The organism is Streptomyces sp. NPDC014801 (assembly GCF_043082085.1).
GTDB lineage: Bacteria > Actinomycetota > Actinomycetes > Streptomycetales > Streptomycetaceae > Streptomyces.
The window spans coordinates 1-22,382 of record NZ_JBIBXG010000012.1; the positions used below are offsets into that span (position 1 = coordinate 1).

The 22,382-nt window shown below is 74.1% G+C and carries 18 protein-coding genes; 6 read left to right on the plus strand and 12 right to left on the minus strand.

Features of this window, described 5'->3' with window-relative positions; all coding sequences use genetic code 11:
- From ACF1AL_RS27800 to ACF1AL_RS27830, 7 genes are all read right to left on the minus strand, one after another.
- The coding region (locus ACF1AL_RS27800; protein WP_366835757.1) for an adenosylhomocysteinase at window positions 1–693 on the minus strand (693 nt) is incomplete at its 3' end.
- A gap of 429 nt (window positions 694–1,122) precedes the next feature.
- Complete coding sequence (locus tag ACF1AL_RS27805) at window positions 1,123–2,103, minus strand: cation diffusion facilitator family transporter (RefSeq protein WP_366835755.1); 981 nt, start codon at window positions 2,101–2,103, stop codon at window positions 1,123–1,125.
- A gap of 156 nt (window positions 2,104–2,259) precedes the next feature.
- Window positions 2,260–3,411 carry a mannose-6-phosphate isomerase, class I gene (gene manA / locus ACF1AL_RS27810; RefSeq protein ID WP_391780684.1) on the minus strand — a complete coding sequence of 384 codons (1,152 nt, stop codon included), beginning with the start codon at window positions 3,409–3,411 and terminating at the stop codon, window positions 2,260–2,262.
- Between the two features lie 62 nt (window positions 3,412–3,473).
- Window positions 3,474–4,601, minus strand: a complete 1,128-nt coding sequence (locus ACF1AL_RS27815) for an SIS domain-containing protein (RefSeq protein WP_366835753.1) — start codon at window positions 4,599–4,601, stop codon at window positions 3,474–3,476.
- A gap of 44 nt (window positions 4,602–4,645) precedes the next feature.
- Entirely contained in the window at window positions 4,646–4,816 is a 171-nt protein-coding gene (locus ACF1AL_RS27820) for a Trm112 family protein (protein WP_007382472.1), read from the minus strand.
- A gap of 414 nt (window positions 4,817–5,230) precedes the next feature.
- Window positions 5,231–6,595 carry a phosphomannomutase/phosphoglucomutase gene (locus ACF1AL_RS27825; protein WP_391827948.1) on the minus strand — a complete coding sequence of 455 codons (1,365 nt, stop codon included), beginning with the start codon at window positions 6,593–6,595 and terminating at the stop codon, window positions 5,231–5,233.
- A gap of 158 nt (window positions 6,596–6,753) precedes the next feature.
- Window positions 6,754–7,176 carry a DUF3499 domain-containing protein gene (locus ACF1AL_RS27830; RefSeq protein WP_019331074.1) on the minus strand — a complete coding sequence of 141 codons (423 nt, stop codon included), beginning with the start codon at window positions 7,174–7,176 and terminating at the stop codon, window positions 6,754–6,756.
- Window positions 7,177–7,471: 295 nt separating this feature from the next.
- Here ACF1AL_RS27830 and ACF1AL_RS27835 point away from each other — a divergent pair, with 295 nt between their 5' ends.
- Window positions 7,472–7,921, plus strand: coding sequence for a metallopeptidase family protein (locus tag ACF1AL_RS27835; protein ID WP_366835779.1), 450 nt, complete (start codon window positions 7,472–7,474; stop codon window positions 7,919–7,921).
- A 197-nt stretch (window positions 7,922–8,118) separates the two neighbouring features.
- Here ACF1AL_RS27835 and ACF1AL_RS27840 read toward each other — a convergent pair whose 3' ends face one another.
- The 3 genes from ACF1AL_RS27840 to ACF1AL_RS27850 all read right to left on the minus strand — a co-directional run bounded on the left by ACF1AL_RS27840 (window position 8,119) and on the right by ACF1AL_RS27850 (window position 13,760).
- On the minus strand, window positions 8,119–9,636 hold the full coding sequence (locus tag ACF1AL_RS27840) for a DUF5719 family protein (protein WP_391827950.1): 1,518 nt from the start codon (window positions 9,634–9,636) through the stop codon (window positions 8,119–8,121).
- The gene (locus tag ACF1AL_RS27845; protein ID WP_391827952.1) at window positions 9,633–13,304 is read right to left on the minus strand and encodes a glycosyltransferase family 2 protein; all 3,672 of its coding nucleotides are present in this window, start codon (window positions 13,302–13,304) and stop codon (window positions 9,633–9,635) included. Before ACF1AL_RS27845 ends, ACF1AL_RS27840 begins: the two co-directional genes overlap by 4 nt.
- A gap of 192 nt (window positions 13,305–13,496) precedes the next feature.
- Window positions 13,497–13,760: a WhiB family transcriptional regulator gene (locus ACF1AL_RS27850; protein WP_030792866.1), complete on the minus strand. Its 264-nt coding sequence runs from the start codon at window positions 13,758–13,760 to the stop codon at window positions 13,497–13,499.
- 687 nt (window positions 13,761–14,447) lie between these two features.
- Between ACF1AL_RS27850 and ACF1AL_RS27855 the strand changes: the two genes are divergently transcribed.
- The 4 genes from ACF1AL_RS27855 (at window position 14,448) to ACF1AL_RS27870 (ending at window position 18,367) form a co-directional block, all read left to right on the plus strand.
- On the plus strand, window positions 14,448–14,954 hold the full coding sequence (locus tag ACF1AL_RS27855) for a cysteine dioxygenase (protein ID WP_391780682.1): 507 nt from the start codon (window positions 14,448–14,450) through the stop codon (window positions 14,952–14,954).
- A 101-nt stretch (window positions 14,955–15,055) separates the two neighbouring features.
- The gene (gene cofD, locus ACF1AL_RS27860; protein WP_386913308.1) at window positions 15,056–16,015 is read left to right on the plus strand and encodes a 2-phospho-L-lactate transferase; all 960 of its coding nucleotides are present in this window, start codon (window positions 15,056–15,058) and stop codon (window positions 16,013–16,015) included.
- On the plus strand, window positions 16,012–17,313 hold the full coding sequence (locus ACF1AL_RS27865) for a coenzyme F420-0:L-glutamate ligase (protein ID WP_391821127.1): 1,302 nt from the start codon (window positions 16,012–16,014) through the stop codon (window positions 17,311–17,313). Before cofD ends, ACF1AL_RS27865 begins: the two co-directional genes overlap by 4 nt.
- A gap of 49 nt (window positions 17,314–17,362) precedes the next feature.
- The gene (locus ACF1AL_RS27870; RefSeq protein ID WP_391827954.1) at window positions 17,363–18,367 is read left to right on the plus strand and encodes a DNA-3-methyladenine glycosylase family protein; all 1,005 of its coding nucleotides are present in this window, start codon (window positions 17,363–17,365) and stop codon (window positions 18,365–18,367) included.
- Window positions 18,368–18,600: 233 nt separating this feature from the next.
- Here ACF1AL_RS27870 and ACF1AL_RS27875 read toward each other — a convergent pair whose 3' ends face one another.
- Complete coding sequence (locus ACF1AL_RS27875; protein ID WP_384212884.1) at window positions 18,601–19,683, minus strand: sugar phosphate nucleotidyltransferase; 1,083 nt, start codon at window positions 19,681–19,683, stop codon at window positions 18,601–18,603.
- A 67-nt stretch (window positions 19,684–19,750) separates the two neighbouring features.
- Window positions 19,751–21,223, minus strand: coding sequence for a peptidoglycan recognition protein (locus tag ACF1AL_RS27880; protein ID WP_391827956.1), 1,473 nt, complete (start codon window positions 21,221–21,223; stop codon window positions 19,751–19,753).
- Window positions 21,224–21,374: 151 nt separating this feature from the next.
- Here ACF1AL_RS27880 and ACF1AL_RS27885 point away from each other — a divergent pair, with 151 nt between their 5' ends.
- Complete coding sequence (locus ACF1AL_RS27885) at window positions 21,375–22,133, plus strand: TIGR03089 family protein (protein ID WP_391780677.1); 759 nt, start codon at window positions 21,375–21,377, stop codon at window positions 22,131–22,133.
- The last annotated feature ends 249 nt before the right edge of the window (window positions 22,134–22,382 follow it).

The window sequence follows — 22,382 nt, forward strand, 5'->3', positions numbered from 1 at the left end:
GTTGATCGCGGGGAACAGCAGCGTGCCCTCGCGCATCATCTCGTACAGACGGTGCACACCCGTCGTCGTCTCCTCGGTGACGCCGCGGATCTCGGACGCCAGCTGGGTCCACTTCTGCGGGGTCTCGGCGACGGTGCGGGTGAGCAGCTCGAGGATGACGCGGTGCTCGTCGGACTCGGCGGTGTCGGGCGAGGGGACCTTGCCGTCCTTCTCGTACTCGACACCCTTGTGGACGAGGAGGGTGGCGTCACCGCCGTCGTCCAGGATCATGTTCGGGCCGCCGGTGGGGGTGCCCGGCCAGGTCAGCGCCTGCTCGGTGCACCACCAGTACTCCTCCAGCGTCTCGCCCTTCCAGGCGAAGACGGGGACGCCCTGCGGGTTGTCGGGCGTGCCGTTGGGGCCGACGGCGATGGCGGCGGCGGCGTGGTCCTGCGTGGAGAAGATGTTGCAGGACGCCCAGCGGACCTGGGCGCCGAGCGCGACCAGCGTCTCGATCAGCACGGCCGTCTGCACGGTCATGTGGAGGGAGCCGGTGATCCGGGCACCCTTCAGGGGCTGCGCCTCGGCGTACTCCTTGCGGATCGCCATCAGACCGGGCATCTCGTGCTCGGCGAGGCTGATCTCCTTGCGGCCGAACTCGGCCAGGGAAAGGTCGGCGACCTTGAAGTCCTGTCGGTTGTCGACAGAAGTCATTCGGGCTGCTCCTCGGGTTGGGTCGAGGTGTGGGTACGGCTGACCTGCGCGGCGGCGGACACAGGGTGCCCGAAGGGGACCCAGGCATGCCCGCGTGCGCGCAGCGCAGTCCGTCGGAGGCCCTCTCTCCCTCGGTCGGTCCGCGGCGGGACCGCCCGACCGCCATCAGCAGCGACGTCTGGCTCCCTCCCAAGCTACACCGGTCGGCCCGGCCGTCCCCAGTCCGCCTCGGAATCCATCGGACGTTCACCGCGGGGCCGGCGCAACTTTCACGCCATTGCGGCCGTGGCCGGGTGGGGCAGCACGCCGCGTCCGTCAGGCCGTCCGGGGCCGAGGGGACGCGGTACCGCGCGGTGGGCCGATCGTGGGGGTGCCGGGGCACCGGACGAGCCGGGGCTGCTCGACGACGGGTGAGGCAGGGGTAGCGGCTCAGTGGCCGGCGCTCTGGGGGGTGGGGCCGCCGGGGGTGGCCTCCGGGTCGGGGCCCTTGGCGGCCTCGGCCTCGCTGTAGATGTCGGGCTCGAGGTAGATGACGCGGGCGATGGGCACGGCGGCGCGGATGCGGGCCTCGGCCGCGTCGATGGCGGCGGCGACCTCGGCGGCGGTGTCGTCGTGCCGGACGGCGATCTTGGCGGCGATCAGCAGCTCCTCGGGGCCGAGGTGGAGCGTGCGCATGTGGATGATGCCGGTGACGGTGTCGCCGTCGACGACGGCGGCCTCGATCTTCTTCACTTCCTCGGTGCCGGCGGCCTCGCCGAGCAGCAGCGACTTGGTCTCGGCGGCGAGGACGAGCGCGATGAGGACGAGCAGGACACCGATGCAGACGGTGCCGACGCCGTCCCAGACGCCGTCACCGGTGAGCAGGGACATGCCGACACCGAAGAGGGCGAGGACCAGACCGATCAGGGCACCGAAGTCCTCCAGGAGGACGACGGGCAGCTCGGGTGCCTTGGCGCGGCGGATGAAGGCCGTCCAGGACAGCGTGCCGCGCAGTTCGTTGGACTCCTTGATGGCGGTGCGGAAGGAGAAGCCCTCGGCGATGATCGCGAAGACGAGGACGCCCACCGGCCAGTACCAGTGCTCCAGTTCGTGCGGGTGGCTGATCTTCTCGTAGCCCTCGTAGATGGCGAACATGCCGCCGACCGAGAACAGGACGATGGAGACGAGGAAGGCGTAGATGTACCGCTCTCGGCCGTAGCCGAAGGGGTGCTGCGGGGTGGCCTCGCGCTGGGCGCGCTTGCCGCCGATCAGCAGCAGGAACTGGTTGCCGGAGTCGGCGAGCGAGTGCACGCCCTCGGCGAGCATCGACGACGAGCCGCTGAACGCGAACGCCACGAACTTCGATGCCGCGATCGCGAGGTTGGCGCCGAGTGCCGCCACGATCGCCTTGCTGCCGCCTGACGCGCTCATGTGTCCGCGTGTCCCTTCGCCTGCGTCTGTTGTCGACGTCCGGGCCTTTGCCCGCCCTTTGCCGGTGGGTCATTCTTGCAGCCCGCACCGCTCCGGCGTCTCAGGTGTCCACAGGGGCGGTCATACGAACACACGAAATGGGCGCCGGGCTCGGTGTCAGGCGATCACGGTGGCCCGGAAGAGGGTGCCGGCGCCGGACACCTCGGCCCGCTCCCCCGCCGGCACGAACACGGACTGACCGGGGGTCAGCTCCTGGTCGCCGGCCCGGACCGTGCCCGCCGTGCACAGCAGGATCTGCGGGGTGGACCGGGTGAGGTCGTGGGCGGCGCCGCCCGCGGGGAGCACGTAGCGGGACAGGCGGAACTCGTCGATGGGGGTCTCGTAGACCTCCTCGCCGTCCGGGGAGGCCTCCGGGCGCAGTACGCCCGGGTCGCTCGCCTCGAAGCGGACGACGCGCAGCAGTTCGGGGACGTCGACGTGCTTGGGCGTCAGGCCGCAGCGCAGGACGTTGTCGGAGTTGGCCATGATCTCCACGCCCAGACCGCTCAGGTACGCGTGCGGGACGCCCGCGCCGAGGTAGAGGGCCTCGCCGGGCTGGAGCCGGACGTGGTTGAGCAGCATCGCGGCGATGACGCCGGGGTCGCCCGGGTAGTGGTGGGCGATGCCGGCGTAGGGCGCGTAGTCGCCGCCGAGGCGGTCGCAGGCGGCCGCGGCCTCGGCGACGGTGTGCGCGGTCTCCTCCCGGTCGGCGCCGAGGAGGGCGGTGAGCACCTCCCGCAGGGCCGCGTCCTCGGGGTGGGCGTGCAGCAGGTCGACGTACGGCTTGAGGGAGTCGACGCCGAGTCCGGCCAGCAGGTCGGCGGCGTGGGCCGGGTCGCGGAAGCCGCACAGCCCGTCGAACTCGGTGAGCGCGCAGATCAGTTCGGGCTTGTGGTTGGCGTCCTTGTAGTTGCGGTGCGGGGCGTCGGCGGGGATGCCGCGGCGCTCCTCGTCGGCGTACCCCTGCCGGGCCTGCTCCAGGTCCGGGTGCACCTGGAGGGAGAGCGGGGCACCCGCGGCCAGCAGCTTGAGCAGGAAGGGCAGACGCGGGCCGAACTTCGCCACGGCCGCGGCACCCAGCTCCCGCTCGGGGGCTGCCGCGATGACCTCGGCGAGAGTGCCGCGCGCGGTGCGCGAGGGGGCGCCCGGGTGTGCGCCCATCCACATCTCCGCCTGCGGTTCGCCGGTCGGCTCGACGCCGAGCAGCCGCGGGATCGCGGTGGTGGAACCCCACGCGTAGGGGCGGACGGTGTTGTCGAGGCGGTCCATGTCTCTCTCTGCGTACGCCGAAGGGGTGCGGGCCGGCCGCCCCGGGGGGCGCCGGTGAAAGGTCAGCTTCTGGACGCGACCGCCAGGTAAACGGCGGCGAAATCGGTGATGGCGATCAGCTCGGCGAGGGTCTCCAGCTCGCCGCCCTCCTCCGGTTCCAGCTCGCTGATCGGCGTGTCGTGGCTGAGTGCCAGGTCGCGGGCGGCCGGGGCGGCGGTGAGGCTGCCGATGGGGCGGTCGCGCAGCAGCACCACGCGCGCGTGCATCGCGGGCGGCTCCTCGACGCGGTCGCGGAAGAAGTCGTCCGGGTCGGAGCCGGCGGCCAGCGGGCCGGCGAGCAGGGCGCTGTGCGCGGCGAGCGCCTCGGGCAGTTCGGCGACGACCGCGGGGACGCCGGCCAGCTCGGCGAGGGCGGAGGCGAAGCGGCGGCCGGCCGGTCCTGCGGAGACGCCCTCGGTCCACACCAGGGGCAGGGCGTCGGCGAGTTCGGCGGCGAGCGTCTTGGCGGGATTGCTGTACGTCGCGATGGCCGGGCCGCAGCGTTCGGCGATCCGGTCGAGGCGGTCGGCGACCTTCTCCAGGGCCTCGGGCGGGGCGGAGAGCAGCCCGACCCGGTCCAGGAGGGCGAGCAGCGGGGTGAGCAGCGCCCACAGGACGCCGGGCGCGGACGCGGCGAGCGGCTCGTCCTGGTCGTACGGGGCGGTCGCCATCGGTACGAACAGGCCGTGGGAGCCCGCCACGGACTCGGCGAGCGGGGTGCCGGCGGGAGCGACGGCGACGACCGTGCAGCCGCGGCGGTAGGCCTGCTCGGTGAGCTGTGACAGGGACGGTTCGGTGCCGTCCGGGGTGGCGATCAGCAGCAGGTCGACGGAGCTGGCCCAGCCGGGCAGTTCCCAGCGCAGGGCGCCCGCGGCGGGGGCGACGCCGGTGGGGGCGAGCCGGATGACGGGGCTGCCGGCGCCGGCGAGCGTGCCGAGGAGGTCGGCGGTGTGGGTGGCGGCGGCGCCGGGACCGGCGATGAGGACGGCGCGGGGGCGGCCGTCGGGGCGCAGGTCGCCGATGCCGGCCTCGGCGGCGTGCCGGGCGGCCGTGCGGACGCGGGCGCCGGCCTCGGCGGCGCCGCGCAGCAGGGCGCGGCGGTCGGCCTCGGTCAGGGCGTCCGGTGTGTCGAGCAGCGATTCGTCGAGCATGGCGGCAGTCTCCGATCGCCGGGTCGTCTGGGCGCGGGCGGCGGCTACGCCGGGCGGCGGGCCTCGTCGACGAGCAGGACGGGGATGCCGTCGCGGACGGGGTACGCCAGGCCGCAGTCCTGGCCGGTGCAGATCAGCTCGGTGTCCTGCTCCTTGAGGGGGGCGTGGCAGGCCGGGCAGGCGAGGATCTCCAGGAGGCCGGCTTCGAGCGGCATGAGCGTGTCCCTTCCGGGGGGGTGCGGGTGTGGGTTTGCGCCTGGTCAGGGTACCGCCGGGAGCGGGTCCGCGCCGGGGGTGGGCCAAGGGTGCGGTGCCCTGCGGTGCGGTGCCCTGGGGTGCGCTTGCCCCCGGGTGCGGTGCACGCCGTGGGGCGCGGTGCCCTGCGGTGCGCTGTGCCCGGCGTTTTGGTGAACGCCGTGGGGTGCGCTGCCCGGCGGTGCGGGGTGCCGCTGCGCCCACCCGTGCCGCCCCAGCGGCACGACTGCCCGCAGCTACGCAGGGTGGGGCGCCGGCCCAGCGGCACCACTGCCCGCAGCTAAGGAGACGGGTGACTGCAACCCCCTAGGGGCGCGAGGAACTGCGCGACAAGCCACGACGAGACCCGCACCCGGCACCGCACCGCACCCACCTCACGCTCGGATGATTGCCAGTGCCTCGTCCCGTACGTGGGCCATCAGGTCCGTGTTCTTCGCTTCCGCGTTCAGCCGCAGCAGCGGTTCCGTGTTGGAGGGGCGGACGTTGAACCACCAGTCGGACCCCGTGACCGTCAGCCCGTCCAGCGTGTCCAGGGTGACCCCGTCCCGCCCCTCGTACGCGGCGCGGATCGCGGCGAGCCGGGACGCCTGGTCCGCGACCGTGGAGTTGATCTCGCCCGACCCCGCGTACCGGTCGTACTGCGCCACCAGCGCGGACAGCGGCCCGTCCTGCCCGCCGAGCGCCGCGAGGACGTGCAGCGCGGCCAGCATGCCCGTGTCGGCGTTCCAGAAGTCCTTGAAGTAGTAGTGCGCGGAGTGCTCCCCGCCGAAGATCGCCCCCGTACGCGCCATCTCGGCCTTGATGAAGGAGTGGCCGACCCGCGTCCGCACCGGCGTGCCGCCGTGCTCCTTGACGACCTCCGGGACCGACCAGGAGGTGATCAGGTTGTGGATGATCGTCCCGTGCCCGCCGTTGCGGCCGAGCTCGCGTGCCGCGACCAGCGCGGTGATCGCCGACGGCGAGACCGGTTCGCCGCGTTCGTCGACGACGAAGCAGCGGTCGGCGTCGCCGTCGAAGGCGAGGCCGAGGTCGGCGCCCTCCTCGCGGACGCGCCGCTGGAGGTCGACGAGGTTGGCCGGGTCGAGCGGGTTGGCCTCGTGGTTGGGGAAGGTGCCGTCGAGCTCGAAGTACATCGGGACCAGCTCGACGGGCAGGCCGGCCAGGACCGTCGGCACGGTGTGGCCGCCCATGCCGTTGCCCGCGTCGACGACGACCTTCAGACGCCGGATGCCGGTCAGGTCGACCAGCGACTTCAGATACGCCGCGTAGTCCTCCAGCGTCTCGCGCCGCCCCACGGTTCCGGGCCGCTCGGCCGGCGAGGGGGCACCGGAGGCGCTCCACTCCTCCACCAGCGCGCGGATCTCGGCGAGCCCCGTGTCCTGGCCGACGGGCGCGGCGCCCGCCCGGCAGAGCTTGATGCCGTTGTACCGGGCGGGGTTGTGCGAGGCGGTGAACATGGCACCGGGCAGGTTCAGCGCGCCGGAGGCGTAGTACAGCTGGTCCGTCGAGCACAGGCCGATCTCGGTGACGTCCACGCCGCGTGCGGCCGCGCCGCGGGCGAAGGCGCGGGACAGGCCGGGCGAGGAGGGCCGCATGTCGTGGCCGACGACGATCGCCTCGGCGTCGGTCACCTGCGCGAAGGCCATGCCGAACAGTTCGGCGAGCGACTCGTCCCACTGGTCGGGGACCACCCCGCGCACGTCGTACGCCTTCACGATCTGCGACAGATCACGAGCCACGGTCACTTCCTCCTGAGCGTCCCCGTCGGGTCGCCCCAACCTACCCGCCCGTAGTGGCCGCCGCGGGGACGGACACCGAGTGGACGTCGAGCCGTAACCTCAGGTCAAGCGGATGGTCCGCGCCGTGAACGCTGGGCGCCGCAGGCTGTCGCGGCGGCTCAGTTGTCGGGCGAGCGCAGGACCCGCAGATGGCCGCGGCGGGCGACCTCCATCGGGTCGGCCGAGCGGGCCCCGCCGCCGGCCTCGGCCGCCCGCTCCTGGGGGCGGGCCGCCTCGCGCACGGCGTTGGCAAGCGCTTCCAGGTCGTCTCCGCTGGGCCGCGCCGGGGCGGAGCCGTCGAGGAGCCGGACGACCTCCCAGCCGCGCGGGGCGGTCAGGCGCTCGGAGTGCTCGGCGCACAGGTCGTAGCAGTGGGGTTCGGCGTAGGTCGCGAGCGGGCCGAGGACCGCGGTCGAGTCGGCGTAGACGTACGTCAGCGTCGCGACGGCGGGTCGGCCGCAGGCGGTGCGCGAACAGCGACGTACAGGGCTCACGATGTTGGACGGTACCGCACTCTTGAGCGGGCCGCGACGACTCTCCACCAGGTCACCCCACCGTGTCGTGCTGTGAAACGTCCCACACACCTTGCCAGAGGCACCTCGTTGACCTGCACCGACGTCCGGTTTCGGCAGGGGTCGCGGTTCGCCGTACAGTCATTTCTCGGTACAAACAACGCCAATTGGCTTGAGGTCCGCGGTCCCGCAGAGATACGGAAACGAGCCCAACCTTGGCTGGAATGGTCATCTCCCGACACACACGCTCCGTCGACCACCGGTGGCCGAACCGTCACGCGTGCACAGGGCGGACGGCCGCCCCGAGGACTACGCTGCACCAGTGATGGACAACGCCGTACCTCCCCGTGCCACGGGCCCCGGGCCCCGCCGCCGTGATCGCCACGGCCGGGGGATGCGCGGGCCGATCGCGCCGCCGCAGGTGCCGCTCGCGGCCAGCCGCGCCGAGGTGTTCGCCGATCTCGTGCAGGACTCCGTCGACCGGCTGGAGCGGCACTGGCCGCAACTCGCCGACATCGATTTCCTCGTGCTGGAGGTGCCCCGGCTGGACGGTCCGGGGCAGCCGTGGAACGACGAGGCGGTGCCGCTGGGCGGGATCATCCCCGCGCGCGAGGGCCGGCGGGCCCGCGTGGTGGTGTACCGGCGGCCCGTGGAGATCCGCACCAAGGGCCGCGACGAGCGGGCGGCGCTGGTCCACGAGGTCGTGGTCGAGCAGGTCGCCGAACTGCTGGGCCTGACGCCGGAGACGGTCGACCCCCGCTACGGCGAGGACTGAGCCCGCACGCGGGGCCGATCCGGGCACCCGCGGCCGACCCGGACCCCCGCCGCCGACCCGGAGCCCCGGCCCCGGGCCCGACGCCCACCGCTGATCCGAACGCCCGCCCCGGGGCCGACACCCACCGCCGGGGCCCGGCCCCCGCCCCCCGGCCGAAGGCCCGCCGCGCGAGCGCCCGGCCCCCGGCACCGTCCGCGCTACTTCTGCAGCACCGACAGGTCCTCGTCGGCCTGCGGCACCGCGACCGTGCCGCGGTCGTTGGGCAGCGTCTGGATCGTGAAGCCCGGAACGCCCTCCTCCGTCGCCGCGAGCATCCGGGAGGCGTACACCGGGCCGCCCGAGACCGTCTCGACCGTCAGCGCGTACGTGCCCTTCAGGCCGGCCGGCACCGGCACGGGCACGTCCTGGGTGGTGCCCGCCTTGACGGTGTACGTCTGGGTGGCGGCCGCGCCGCCCTCGCTGCCCGCCGACGCCGTCACCTTGACCTGGGCGGTCGCCGTGGGAGCGGTGAGCGAGAGCGTGGTGCCCTTGGCGCTGTTGTCGGCGACCGTCGCGCGCGTGCCCACGGGCGCGGTGGCCGGGATGAACGCGGTCTCCTGCTTGTCGCCCTTGCCGCGTACGACCCGCAGCGCGGCGACCACCGGCACCGCGCGGTCCGTCGGCGTGAGCACCAGGGAGCCGGCCTCGCCACGGGTGACGTCGCCGAGGTCGAGCACGCTGGTCATGCCGGACTTCACGTGCAGCGTCTCGTTGCCGGCGGGGGTGATCGGCCCGGAGGGGGAGGCCAGGCGCACCTTCAGGTCCGCGTCGGAGGCGCCGGGCGTGAACGCGACCAGCCGCACGGACACGGCGTCCTTGGGGATGCCGGGCAGCACCAGGCTCGGCGCCGGGTCCGCGGCCGGGGACAGCCAGTCGCCGCCCAGCTTGGCGTCGAGGGCCTGGACGGCGGCGCCGACCCGGCCGCTGCGGACGGTGACGTGGACGGTGACGACGTCCTGCCGGTCGTCGGTCAGCGTGGACAGCAGGATCGGCTCGCTGGAGTGCGGCGGGACCGTGATGCCCTCCCCCACCGTGGACTTGATCGCGCCGTCCTTGCCGTACAGCTCGATGTCGGCGACGGCGGCGGAGTCGTCGGGGTTGGTCAGGTGCACGTAGTCGGTGCGGTCGGCGGCGGTGCTGGCGCCCGGGAACCAGAACTCGGTGTCCGGGGCGGTGCAGTTGACGCCCTGCAGGCCGCGCCCGTTGCCGGCGGCGACCTCGGTGGTCTGCTGGACGGTCCAGCCGGGCGCGAGGCGGCCCGTGGCGGTGCCGATCAGCGCGGGGGCGTTCGCGCCGGAGGCCTCACCGGTGGCGGGCGTGCCGGGCTGCTTGGGCGTGAGGACCGGCTTGCCGTTCGCGGCGGGCGCCTTCTTCTTGCCGCCCTTCTTGTCCTTGCCGGCCGTCCCGTCCGTGGACTGCTCGGCCGCGGCGCGCAGTTCGGCCGCACCGGCACCAGGAACGCCCTGCGTGACGGGCGTGAAGGACGTGTACGCCGTGTCGGCGAGGTCGGACAGGCTGGGCGCCGGGCACAGCAGCGTGGTGCGCTCCACGGGCCGCTGGGCGGCCGCCTCGGCGGTGTCCGCGCCGGAGGCGTCCGGCGAGGTGAGCGCCGCGAAGCCGGTCACGGCGGCGAGCGCGGTGACGCCGGCGATCAGGGACAGGGTCGTGCGGTTCACTGCTGGCTCCCGTCGGGGCGCTCATGGCCGCCGTCGTGCGGTTGCGGCTGTGCCTGGCCGTACGCCGTGGTGTCGTAGCCCTGGTCGTACGGCTGCTGATAGGCCGTCGGGTCGTAGGCGCCGGTCTGGCCGTGGCCGTCGTAGGCGTACGGGTCGTATCCGCCCGCCTGGTACGGGTCGCCCTGGTACGCCTGCTCGTAGGTGCCGGCCGGGTAGGGCTGGGGGCTCGCCTGGTACGGGTCATAGCCGCCGCCGTACTCGCCGGGGGTGGCGGCGGGGGTGGCCCACTGGTCGTAGGACTGCTGCTGCGGGACCGGCGCCGGGGGCTGCTCGGGGGGCGCGGGCTGCTCCTCGGGCGCGGCCTCCGACTCGGCCTGGGCGCGCAGGCGGCGGGCGCGGCGGCCCTCGCCGGCGACGGGCTGGGCGGGGATCGCGGGTTCCTCGGGCAGGTCGTCGTCGACGTCGCGGCGCCGGCCGGGCAGGGCGAGGACGACCAGGACGACGGCGAGGACGCCCTGCGCCCACAGCCAGGCGGTGTGGCCGAACGGGTCGTCGTAGACGACGTCGAGCCGGCCGCCGGATGCGGGCAGTTCGAAGCCCTGGGCCCAGCCGTCGACGGTGGTGGCCTTGAGCGCCTTGCCGTCGAGGGTGGCGCTCCAGCCGTCGGCGGCGGTGTCGGCCAGGCGCAGCACGCGCGGGCCCTGGCCGGCCGGGATCGTGGTGTGGATCTCGACGGGGCCGGCCGCGACGGGCAGCGGTGCGCCGGTGCCGGAGGCGGGCACGACGGCGGCGCGGGAGACCTCGCGGTCCAACCGCCACAGGGCGCTGCCGTTCTGCTGGCTGAGCCGGCTCAGGCCGGGGGTGGCGTCCAGGACGCGGGTGATCTCGCGGGGGGCGCCCTTGTGGACGAGGACGTAGCGGACGGCGAACGCGCCGAGCTGGTCCACCTGGTCGGCGCCGGAGCCGGCGACCAGGTTGGCGACGGTCTTGTCGAGCTGGGCGTTCTCGCCGTCGGCGGCGGCCAGTTCGGCGTCGCCGAGGCGGGCGCCGGAGCCGCGGACCAGCATGTAGGAGACGTGCGCCGGGGAGGTGCTGTCCAGGACGAGGGTGCGGGCCTGGTCGCGGGTGCCGCTCTCCTCGGCGACGAACGCGGGGACCTGCACCGGGTCGCGGCGCTCCAGCGGTCCGTCGGCACCGCCGATCATCCACCCGGCGGCGACGAGCAGCGGGCCCGCGGCGGAGGCGAAGGCGATCAGCGCGGCGACGGGCTGGCGCCAGCCGAAGCTCTGCTCGGCCACGCGCGCGCGTGCTCCGTCGGCGCCGAGGACGGCGGCGGTGAGCAGGGCGAGTCCGTAGACGAGGGTGGCGGGGCCGGCCCAGGCGGAGCGGTTGGCCAGTACGGCGAAGACGAGACCGACCAGGGCGACGGCCCAGGCGGTCCGGATGCCGCGCCCGCGCTCGGTGCGCATGAGGGCGGCGAGCGCGGCCAGCACGACGCCGATGAGCATCAGCCCGTCGACGGTGCCGGGGCCGCCGGGGCTGGCGCCCAGCAGGTCGAGCGCGGAGGCGGACGAGGGGCCGTAGTCGAGGCCGGCCTCGGTGAAGAAGCCGAACGGCAGCAGCGACAGCGACCAGGGCGCGAGGATCAGCAGGGGCGTGCCCAGCTGGGCGAGGAAGCGCAGGCCGTGGGCGGTGAGGTCGCCGCGGCGCAGCACCAGGACCGCGATGCCGAGGACCAGCGCGAGGGGCCACACGATCGGCGTGAACGCGGTGGTGAGCGTCAGCAGCAGGGCGTACGCCCAGGTGGCGCGCCAACTGCCGCGTGCCCCGGAGGGGTTCGCGAGGCCGGCGGCGGCGATGCCGGCGCGGGCGATCAGCGGCAGCAGGACGGCGAGGACGGCGGTGCCGATGCGGCCGCCGGCGAGGGCGCCGGTGGCGGCGGGCAGGAAGGCGTAGACGATGGCGGCCCACGCGCGCAGCAGCCGCGAGGTGACGAGCGGCCGGGAGGCGAAGTAGGCGGTGAAGCCGGCCAGCGGGACGGAGCAGACCAGCAGGACGGTGACGGCGAGGCCGGTGGAGCCGAACAGCAGGGTCGCCAGCAGGGCGACGATCGCCAGGTAGGGCGGTGCGGAGGGGTCGCCGCCGGCGCCGACCGGGTGCCAGGCGTCGAGGTAGCGGGACCACAGGTCGGAGGCGTCGGCGGGGGCGGGCAGCAGCGCGCCGCCGGCGAGGGCGCCGCCGCCGAGGAGGCCCCGGCAGGCGACGAGGGAGACGAGCAGCAGCACCAGGAAGAGCACCGGGCCCGGTCTGCGGGCGATGCGCTTGAGGCGGGCGAACTGCTCGATCTCCAGGAAGTCGGCGTCGTCGCCGCCCGGTCCGGACTCGACGGCGCCGCCGTGCCGGCCGGCCGAGGAGGTCTCGGGGTCGGAGCCGCCGAAGAGGTTGCCGGCGACCTGTTCGACGGTGGCGCGCACGGTGGCGCCGGGCGGCGGGAAGAGGGGGCGCAGCTCGCCCTTGTCGGCCACCGGGCGGCCGCGCCGGCGCCGGCCGGCGACGATCCGCTCGGGGCGCAGCAGCGTGCCGAGCAGGCCGCGGATCTCGTCGAGCGCCTGTCCGGGGACCTTGCCGACGAGGTAGGCGACGGTGCGCACCAGGGTGCCGAGCACGACCCGCAGCAGCACCCAGGGCAGCACGGCCGTGCGGGCGTTGACGAGGAGGGTGTAGACGGCGCCCGCCTTGTCGACCTTGTGCGGGGAGGCGGTGGTGCGGCCGGCGCAGTCGACGGTGCGGCGTTCGCGGGAGGCGGCCTCGGCGTGGCGTACGACGGCCTCGGGGGCGATGAGGACGCGGTGGCCGGCGGCGTGCGCGCGCCAGCACAGGTCGACGTCGTCGCGCATGAGGGGCAGGCGGCGGTCGAAGCCGCCGAGCTGCTCGAAGACATCGCGGCGGATGAGCATGCCGGCGCTGGAGACCGCCAGCACGTCGCGGACGTGGTCGTGCTGGCCCTGGTCCTGTTCGCGGCGGTCCAGGCCGGTCCAGCGGCGGCCGGAGTTGGCGATGGAGACGCCGACCTCCAGCAGTTGCCGGCGGTCGTACCAGCCGCGCAGTTTGGGGCCGACGACGGCCACGTCGTCGCGGCCGAGTTCGAGTTCGCGGTCGACGACGCGCAGCAGTTCGGCGAGGGCGCCGGGTTCGGGTGCGCAGTCGTCGTGCAGCAGCCACAGCCACTGGACGGGCTCGCCGTGCGGCAGTTCGGGCAGGTCGTAGGCGTCGTCGCGCCAGGTGCGCGTGACGGGGTCCCAGCCGCTGGGCCGCTTGAGGTAGGGCAGGTCCTCGGGGGTGAGGTGGGGCGCGATCCGGGCGGCCTCCTCGACGGCCTGGCCGAAGCCGGTGCGGCGGGCGAGGTGCAGCACCCGGTCGGCGCCGAGGGCGGCCGTGACCAGCTGCGCGGAGTCGTCGGCGCTGCCGGTGTCGGCGGCGACGGCGTACTGCACGGGGCGCTCCTGGCCGAGCAGCCCGGCGAGCGCGTCGGGCAGCCAGCGGGCGCCGTCGTGGGAGACGAGGACCGCGGTCACCACGTGACGCGGGAACTCTGGCGGGCGGGCTGGGTCGAACCCGGCGGACGCAGCCGGGTCGTGCTGGGCTGCGGTGTGGCTGTGCACGGTCATCGAGGTACGGGCCCCGGTTCGGTGGACTGCGGTGGACGCCTGTGCCACCTGCGGGTGGCGGGGCGTCTCGGACGAGCGACCACACTATCGGCTGGGCATGACCGCGGCCCGTCGCCTGTGGACAACCCACCCGCGACGGGCCGTTCGAGACGTTTGTGCGGAACGGTCCGCTGTTGTTCGGCCGGCGTGCGGTCAGACGGCGGCCTTCTTCAGGCGCCGGCGCTCACGCTCGGACAGACCGCCCCAGATGCCGAACCGTTCGTCGTTGGCGAGGGCGTACTCCAGGCACTCGGAGCGGACTTCGCACGCGAGGCACACCTTCTTGGCCTCTCTGGTGGAGCCGCCCTTCTCGGGGAAGAAGGACTCGGGGTCGGTCTGGGCGCACAGCGCGCGCTCCTGCCAGCCGAGTTCCTCGCCCGCGTCGTCGACCAGCAGTTGCTGCACCAGCTCGGTCATGTGCGCCCCTCGTCTGTCTCTCCGCGTCCCCGTGATGTAGCCGTTACCGATTCCGGCTGAACGACACGAGTGAAATTACAAGTGTGCTGCTCCGGGCGAGTCAAGCCGAGATCTGCTATTGGGCCCCTTATTCACTCTGCGGAACCAAGGCCATGCGGAAAGTGTTCAAATCGCCATAAACCTTGACACGCAGTCGGGGCCCGGAGGGCTTCCCTCCCCCTCGAGGACCCCTCACGGAGCCTGTACGGAGAAAGACGCCCGCGCGTTCGATCCCGTTCCTGTGCACGCGGCGAAGCGAACAAGATCACAGTCGGATCACGAGATCGCAACGCGCCTTGCGCACCCGGATGTGCCGCATGTGTCCCGGTGAGGGGGTGAGCAAACCTTTCACCTTCGACATGCACCGGAAGAGGTGAAGCTTGTCCCACATACCGGGCGTCGAGTTGACAGTGAAGGTGTGAACCGCTGTCCTTGTGGGCATGCTCGCGAACTTGGCACCTGTGACGACCCGCGCCGCCGGGTCCCTCGGTGCTGTGTGCGTTCGCTGTTGCTGTTGCTGTCCCAGCTGTTGAGCCGACCGTAGCTCCAGCTGCCCGCCGGACCTCGTCCCCGGGCCGTCGTATCCCCCTTTCGCCCTCTCCCACGGGGCACCCGTCCGCACTCCTCGCCAAGGGACCTCAGCACCCCATGAACAGCGACAGCGACCTCCAGATCGCCGGCGACATCCTCGAAGTGCCGCACCTGCTGCAGCCCCCGCGTGAGCACCCGGCCACCGTCGCCGACTTCGTCGGCCTGGCCCGCGCGATCGCGGCCGACCGCGCCCAGTGGGAGCACCTGGTCCGCTACGACGCCACGACCCGCTGGTACCACCGGCTGCGCACCGGGCCCGGCTACGAGGTGTGGCTGCTGTCCTGGGTGCCCGGCCAGGGCAGTGGGCGGCACGACCACGGCCCCTCCTCCGGCGTGCTCACCGTGCTCGACGGCACTCTCACCGAGCACACCGCACGCGGCACGCGTGCGCTGGCGGCCGGTGCCCAGCGGGTGTTCGCGCCCGGTTACGTCCACGAGGTCGTGAACGACACGCTGGAGCCGGCGGTCAGCCTGCACGTGTACTTCCCCGGCCTGACCGAGATGCCGATGCACACGGCCCCGCACTGCGAGGCCCGCCGGACGCCGCGCTCCCTGTCCGTCTGATCCGTTCCCCGGCCGGCTTCCCGGTGCGCTCGCCGGAGCGCCCCGCGGCGCGTTGCCCGGTCGTCTGACGCGTTGTCGTACCCGCCTGCGAGACTTGGCGCATGCGCATTGTGGTTCTGGCAGGCGGCATCGGCGGTGCCCGGTTCCTGCGCGGTCTGAAGCGGGCCGTGCCGGACGCGGACATCACGGTCATCGGCAACACCGGCGACGACATCCACCTCTTCGGTCTGAAGGTCTGCCCGGACCTCGACACGGTGATGTACACGCTCGGCGGCGGCATCAACGAGGAACAGGGCTGGGGAAGGGCCGACGAGACCTTCCACCTCAAGGAGGAGCTCGCCGCCTACGGCGTCGGGCCGGAGTGGTTCGGGCTCGGCGACCGCGACTTCGCCACGCACATCGTGCGGACGCAGATGATCGGCGCCGGATATCCGCTCAGCGCGGTCACCGAGGCGCTGTGCGACCGCTGGAAGCCGGGCGTGAAGCTGATCCCGATGACCGACGACCGGGTCGAGACCCATGTCGCGGTCGAGCTCGACGGGGAGCGCAAGGCGGTCCACTTCCAGGAGTACTGGGTGAGGCTGCGCGCCGAGGTGCCGGCCGAGGCGATCGTGCCGGTCGGCGCCGAGCAGGCCAAGCCGGCACCCGGGGTGCTGGAGGCGATCGCCGAGGCGGACGTGATCCTCTTCCCGCCGTCCAACCCGGTGGTCTCCGTCGGCACGATCCTCGCCGTGCCCGGCATCCGCGAGGCCATCGCCGACGCGGGCGTGCCGGTGGTCGGCCTGTCCCCCATCGTCGGGGACGCGCCCGTGCGCGGGATGGCGGACAAGGTGCTCGCCGCGGTCGGTGTCGAGTCCAGCGCCGCCGCGGTCGCCGAGCACTACGGCTCCGGACTGCTGGACGGCTGGCTCGTCGACACCGTCGACGCGGGCGCGGTCGAGCGGGTCGAGACGGCCGGCATCCGCTGCCGGGCCGTACCGCTGATGATGACCGACGTGGACGCCGCGGCGCAGATGGCCCGTGAGGCGCTGGCGCTGGCCGAGGAGGTGCGCGGACAGTGAGCACCGAGGGCTACCGGGTGTGGGCGCTGCCCGGCCTCCCCGAGGTGCGGCCCGGTGACGACCTCGCCAAGCTGATCGCCGCCGCCGAGCCCGGCCTCGCCGACGGGGACGTCGTGCTCGTCACCTCCAAGATCGTCTCCAAGGCGGAGGGCCGGATCATGCGGGCCGCCGACCGGGAGGCCGCCATCGACGCGGAGACCGTCCGCGTGGTGGCGCGGCGCGGCACCCTGCGGATCGTGGAGAACCGGCAGGGCCTGGTCATGGCCGCGGCCGGCGTGGACGCCTCCAACACCCCGGCCGGCACAGTGCTGCTGCTGCCCGAGGACCCGGACGCCTCCGCGCGCGCGATCCGCGACGGGCTGCGCGACCTGCTCGGCGTCGACGTCGGTGTCGTCGTCACCGACACGTTCGGGCGGCCCTGGCGCGCGGGGCTCACCGACGTCGCGATCGGCGCCGCCGGGGTGCGCGTGCTGGACGACCTGCGCGGGGGCACGGACGCGTACGGCAACCCGCTCAGCGCGACGGTCGTGGCGACCGCCGACGAGCTGGCCGCGGCCGGCGACCTGGTCAAGGGCAAGGCCGCCGGGCTGCCCGTCGCCGTGGTGCGCGGACTGCCCCAGGTGGTGGCCGGCGACGACACCGACGGGGCCCGGGCGCTGGTGCGCGGCGCGCGCGACGACATGTTCCGCCTCGGCACCTCCGAGGCGATCCGGCTGGCGGTGACCCAGCGGCGTACCGTGCGCGCGTTCACGGACGAGCCGGTCGACCCCGGTGCGGTCCGCCGGGCGGTCGCCGCCGCGGTGACGGCACCGGCGCCGCACCACACCACGCCGTGGCGGTTCGTCCTCCTGGAGTCGCCGGAGTCCCGCACGCGGCTGCTGGACGCGATGCGCGACGCCTGGATCGCCGATCTGCGGCGGGACGGCAAGAGCGAGGAGTCCATCGCCAAGCGGGTGCGCCGCGGCGACGTCCTGCGCAACGCCCCGTACCTGGTCGTGCCGTGCCTGGTGATGGACGGCTCGCACACCTACGGCGACGCGCGGCGGGACGCGGCGGAGCGGGAGATGTTCGTCGTCGCCGCCGGCGCGGGCGTGCAGAACTTCCTCGTCGCGCTCGCCGGGGAGCGGCTGGGGTCGGCGTGGGTGTCCTCGACGATGTTCTGCCGGGACGTCGTACGGGAGGTGCTGGAGCTGCCCGCCGGCTGGGATCCGATGGGCGCGGTGGCCGTCGGGCACCCCGCCGAGGAGCCGCGGCCGCGGCCGGAGCGGGACGCGGGGGGCTTCATCGAGGTGCGGTGACCGTACGCTCGTAGCGTCTCCTTTCCCTTCCGACACTCGGGACTCCTTCGTGGCTGGACGGTTCGCTCCCCGGCCGACGCGTACCACCCTGCGCGGCGGCGACGTCGCGGTGCCCGCGGGGGCGGTGCCGCGGCCGGCTCCGGCACCCGGACGGGTGCGGACGTGGACGCCCGACGGGCCGCTGGACCTCGGGCTGGTGCTCGGGCCGCTGCGGCGCGGGCCCGGCGACCCGACGTTCCGGGCCCTGCCGGACGGTTCCGTGTGGCGGGCGAGCCGGACGCCCGCCGGGCCGGGGACGCTGCGCGTGACGATGCGCGGCGGGGTCGTCCACGGGGAGGCGTGGGGGCCGGGGGCCGGATGGCTGCTGGAGCAGCTGCCGCTGATGTGCGGCGCGGCGGACGATCCGTCGGCGTTCACGCCCCGCCACAAGATCGTGGCGCTGGCCCGGCACCGGCGGCCCGGGCTGCGGCTCGGACGGACCGGGCTGGTCCTGGAGTCGCTGATTCCGTCGGTGCTGGAGCAGAAGGTCACGACGGACGAGGCGTACCGGGCGTGGCGGTTGCTGGTGCGGCGCTTCGGTGAGCCGGCGCCGGGGCCGGCGCCCGGGCGGATGTACGTCATGCCGGCCGCCCGGGACTGGGCGCTGATCCCCTCCTGGGAGTGGCACCGGGCCGGGGTCGACGACAAGCGGGCGTCGACCATCCTGCGGGCCGTGCGGGTCGCCGCGCGGCTGGAGGAGGCGGTACGGATGCCTCCGGCGGCGGCGCGGGCCCGGCTGGAGGTGGTGCCGGGGATCGGGCCGTGGACGTCGGCGGAGACCGTGCAGCGCAGTCATGGCGCGGCGGATGCGGTGACCGTGGGGGATCTGCATCTGCCCGGGATCGTGGGGTGGGCGCTGGCGGGGGACCGGCATGCCGACGACGAGGTGATGCTGCGGTTGCTGGAGCCGTATGCGGGGCAGCGGCATCGGGCGGCGCGGTTGATTCTGCTGAGCGGGCGGGTGCCGGCGCGGCGCGCTCCACGGTTCCCTGTCGGGGACATTCGGGGGTTGTAGTACGTCGGTGTCTCGTACCCCGGGTGCGCTGTGGCCGGGGGTGGGGTGGACGCCGTGGGGTGCGGTGGCCCTCGCGTGCGCTGTGCCCGGCGTTGCCGTGGACGCCGTGGGGTGCGCGGCCCGGCGTTGCGGGGTGCCGCTGCGCCCACCCGTGCCGCCCCAGCGGCACGACTGCCCGCAGCTATGCAGGCCTGAGGGGCGCGGCGGTGGTCGGGAACCGGGGCGGCGTTGGGTTACTGGTCGGAGGAGAAGCGGAGCGCGCCCGCGGGGATGTGGGCGTCGCACCACACGCGGACGCCGTCGCGCAGTTCGTTGTCGGGACCGACCACCGCGCCGTCGCCGATGACCGTGCCGGTGAGGATCGTGCGTTCGCCGACGCGGGCGCGCGTGCCGACGAGCGAGTCGGTGATGACGGCACCGGGTTCGACGACGGCGCCCGGCATGATCGTGCTGCCGAAGATGCGCGCGCCCTCGGCGATGAAGGCGCCCTCCCCGACGACCGTGCCGCCGGTCAGCTTGGCGTCGGGCGCCACCGTGGCCGTGGGGAGGATCAGCCGGTCGCCGCAGCGGCCGGGGACGGCCGGGGACGGGGCGCGGCCCAGCACCAGGTCCGCCGAGCCGCGCACGAACGCCGCGGGCGTGCCGAGGTCGAGCCAGTACGTGGAGTCGACCATGCCCTGCAGATGCGCACCGGCGGCCAGCAGGCCGGGGAACGTCTCGCGTTCGACCGACACCGGCCGGCCCGCCGGGATCGTGTCGATGACCGAGCGCCGGAAGACGTACGCACCGGCGTTGATCTGGTCGGTGACGATCTCCTCGGGCGTCTGTGGCTTCTCCAGGAAGGCGAGGACCCTGCCGGTGTCGTCCGTCGGGACGAGGCCGTAGGCGCGCGGGTCCGTGACCTTCGTCAGGTGCAGGGAGACGTCCGCGCCCGTCGTCTCGTGGGTGCGGACCAGGGCGCGGATGTCGAGCCCGGTCAGGATGTCGCCGTTGAAGACGAGGACGGGGTCCTCGGGCCCGGAGTGGAGCCGCGAGGCGACGTTGCGGATCGCTCCGCCCGTGCCGAGCGGCTCCTCCTCCGTGACGTACTCCAGGTGCAGTCCCAGGGACGAGCCGTCGCCGAAGTACGGCTCGAACACCTCCGCCAGGTACGACGTGGCGAGCACGATGTGTTCCACACCCGCCGCGGCGGCCCGCGCCAGCTGGTGGGTGAGGAAGGGCACGCCCGCCGCCGGGACCATCGGCTTGGGGGTGTGCACCGTGAGCGGGCGCAGCCGGGTTCCCTTGCCGCCGACCAGAAGGATCGCTTCCGTCACCTGTCGTCTCTGCTTCCTGCCGGGACCGGCCGAACTGTCTTTCGGCCGGTCAGTGTATGTCCCGGCCTCAGCGTCCCTGGAAGCCGGCCGCCTTGGAGCGGGCCGTGCCGAGCTTGCCGTAGAGCTGCTTGCCCGGGCAGTCCGTGGCGAAGCCGTCGCGGTGACCGGAGATGACGTTCAGTCGTACGTTCTTGCCCTTGGCGTAGAGGTTGCCACCGCCGGACTTCAGGTATGTCTTGGCGGTCGGGTTCATCCCGTACAGGCCGAGCTTCCAGGCCGCGAGCCGGGCGATGGCGTCGACCGCGGCGGTGGAGGGCTTGCCGGAGCCGTAGGTGCCGATGACGGCGATGCCCATGCTGTTGGAGTTGAAGCCGAGGGTGTGGGCGCCCAGGACGGCCTTGGCCACGCCGCCGGCCCGGCCCTCGTAGATGGTGCCGCACTTGTCGACGAGGAAGTTGTAGCCGATGTCCCGCCAGCCCATGCTCTTGACGTGGTAGCGGTAGATACCGCGGATGACCGACGGGGCCTGCGCGCAGGTGTAGTTGTTGCCGGTGGCGGTGTGGTGCACGAAGGCCGCCTTGACCGACTTGGTGTACACGAAGCCCTTCTCGCGCAGCTTCTCGTCCGCGCCCCAGCCGGCCCGGGTGACGATCCGCGGCCGCGGACCGATGTACGGCTTCGCGCGCTCCGGCCGGCTCATCTCGGCGCCGCGCAGGGTGGTCAGTTCCTGTTCGGTGCCGGCACGGTCGAGGGCGGGGATCTCGGTGGCGCCCGCGCGCACGCCGGTCAGGCCGGCGTTGGCGTCGGCGATCTCGCGCACCTGGGTGGTGTCCTCGCTCTCCTCGTCCGGCTCGTCGACGGCGATGGCGCCGGTGCGCGGGATGGTCACGGGGGCGTGCCGGTGGACGGCCGGGTGCTGCCCGGCCGGGGCGGTGCCCTCGCCCGGGGCGGTGCCCTCGCCCGGGGCGGTGTCCCGGCCGGGGTCGACGAGTTCCAGTCGCAGTCCGGAGGGCAGGGCGGAGGTGGGGCCGGTGACGGTTCTGACGCCGCGTCCGGTCTCCTCGACGCGGGTGTCGGCCACGGACTCGGCGCGCACCCGGACCTCGACGCCGTCGGAGTCGCCGACCCACAGGGGGGCGGTGGCGCCGCGGACGTGGCCGGAGGTGCGCTCGGAGGTGCCGGGGTCGGCGCCGTGGTCGCCGTTGTGCGTCTCGAGGTCCTGCCAGGCGGACCAGGTGTGGGTGGCGGCGGCGCGGGTGCGGACCTGGACGCGGCCGTGGAGTTCGGTGGCCGGGTCGTCCCAGACCACGCCGACGAGGGAGAAGTGCCCGGTGTCGCGGCGGGGCACGCCCTGCTGGGCGGCGCCGGGGGCGCGGTCGCTGCCGAGGGGGACGAGGGGCAGCGAGTCGGTACTGCCGGGGATCCCGGCGGCCGACGGTGACCCGGCCCGCGCCGGGGTCGCCGCGGCGGGCGGGGTCAGCGGAAGGGCGAGGGCGGCTGCGCATGTGACGCCGATGGAGGTAGCAAGCAATCCACGCATGCCAACGATCCTGGACATAGTCAGACATATCTGTCCATCGGGGAACTGACGGAGCGTCGGCTGCGGTTCCGCCAAACCGGTGGCGTACGGCGCAGCGCGCGGCGGGGGCCGTGACGGGTGCCGGGGGCGGGACGCGCGTACGCTGATGCGGGTGAACGCCACCGATCGCACCCCTGCCGACCTGCTGACTTCCGCGCTCGCCGCGGATCCCGCGCGCCCGCTGGTGACCTTCTACGACGACGCCACGGGTGAACGTGTCGAATTGTCCGTGGCCACCTTCGCCAATTGGGTGGCCAAGACCGCGAACCTCCTCCAGGACGGGTGGTCCGTCGAACCCGGCGACCGGGTCGCGCTGCTGCTGCCGGCGCACTGGCAGACGGCGGTGTGGCTGCTGGCGTGTTCCTCGGTCGGGGTGATCGCGGACGTCGCCGGGGATCCGGGGCGGGCGGACTTCGTCGTGGCGGGGCCCGGGGAGTTCGAGCGGGGGCTGGCGTGCCGGGGGGAGCGGTACGCGCTGTCGCTGGCGCCGCTGGGGCGGCGGTTCGTCCCGGCTCCGCCGGAGGGGTACGCCGACTACGCCGTGGACGTGCCGACGTACGGCGACCGTTTCGCGCCGTACGCGCCGGTGGACCCGGAGGAGCCGGCGCTGATCGTCGCGGGGGCGGAACTGACGGGGGCGGAGATCGTCGAGCGGGCGGTCGGGGACGCGGCGGGGCTGGGGCTGACGGGGCCGGGGTCGCGGTTGCTGTCGGGGCTGGCGTACGACACGTGGGAGGGGCTGAGTGCGGGACTGTTCGCTCCGCTGGCCAGTGGGGGGTCTGTGGTGCTGTGCCGTCATCTCTCCCAGCTGGGGGAAGAGGCGCTGGCCAAGCGCATCGAGAGCGAGAGGGTGACGGCTACGGCGCGGTGACTGTCCGCGGGGCGGTGCCTTGCGGTGCGCTGCCCTGCGGCGCGGGGCACCCGGCGTTGCGGTGAACGCCGTGGGGCGCGGTGCCCTGCGGCGCGGGGCACCCGGCGCCGGGGTGAACGCCGTGGGGCGCGCAACCCGGCGCTGACGGGGCGCCGCCCGCGCCCACCCGTGCCGCCCCAGGCGGCACGCATGCCCGCGGGTGGAGCGGGCGAACGGCCCGCAGCGCCCGCGGCGGCGCGTCCTGGGCGG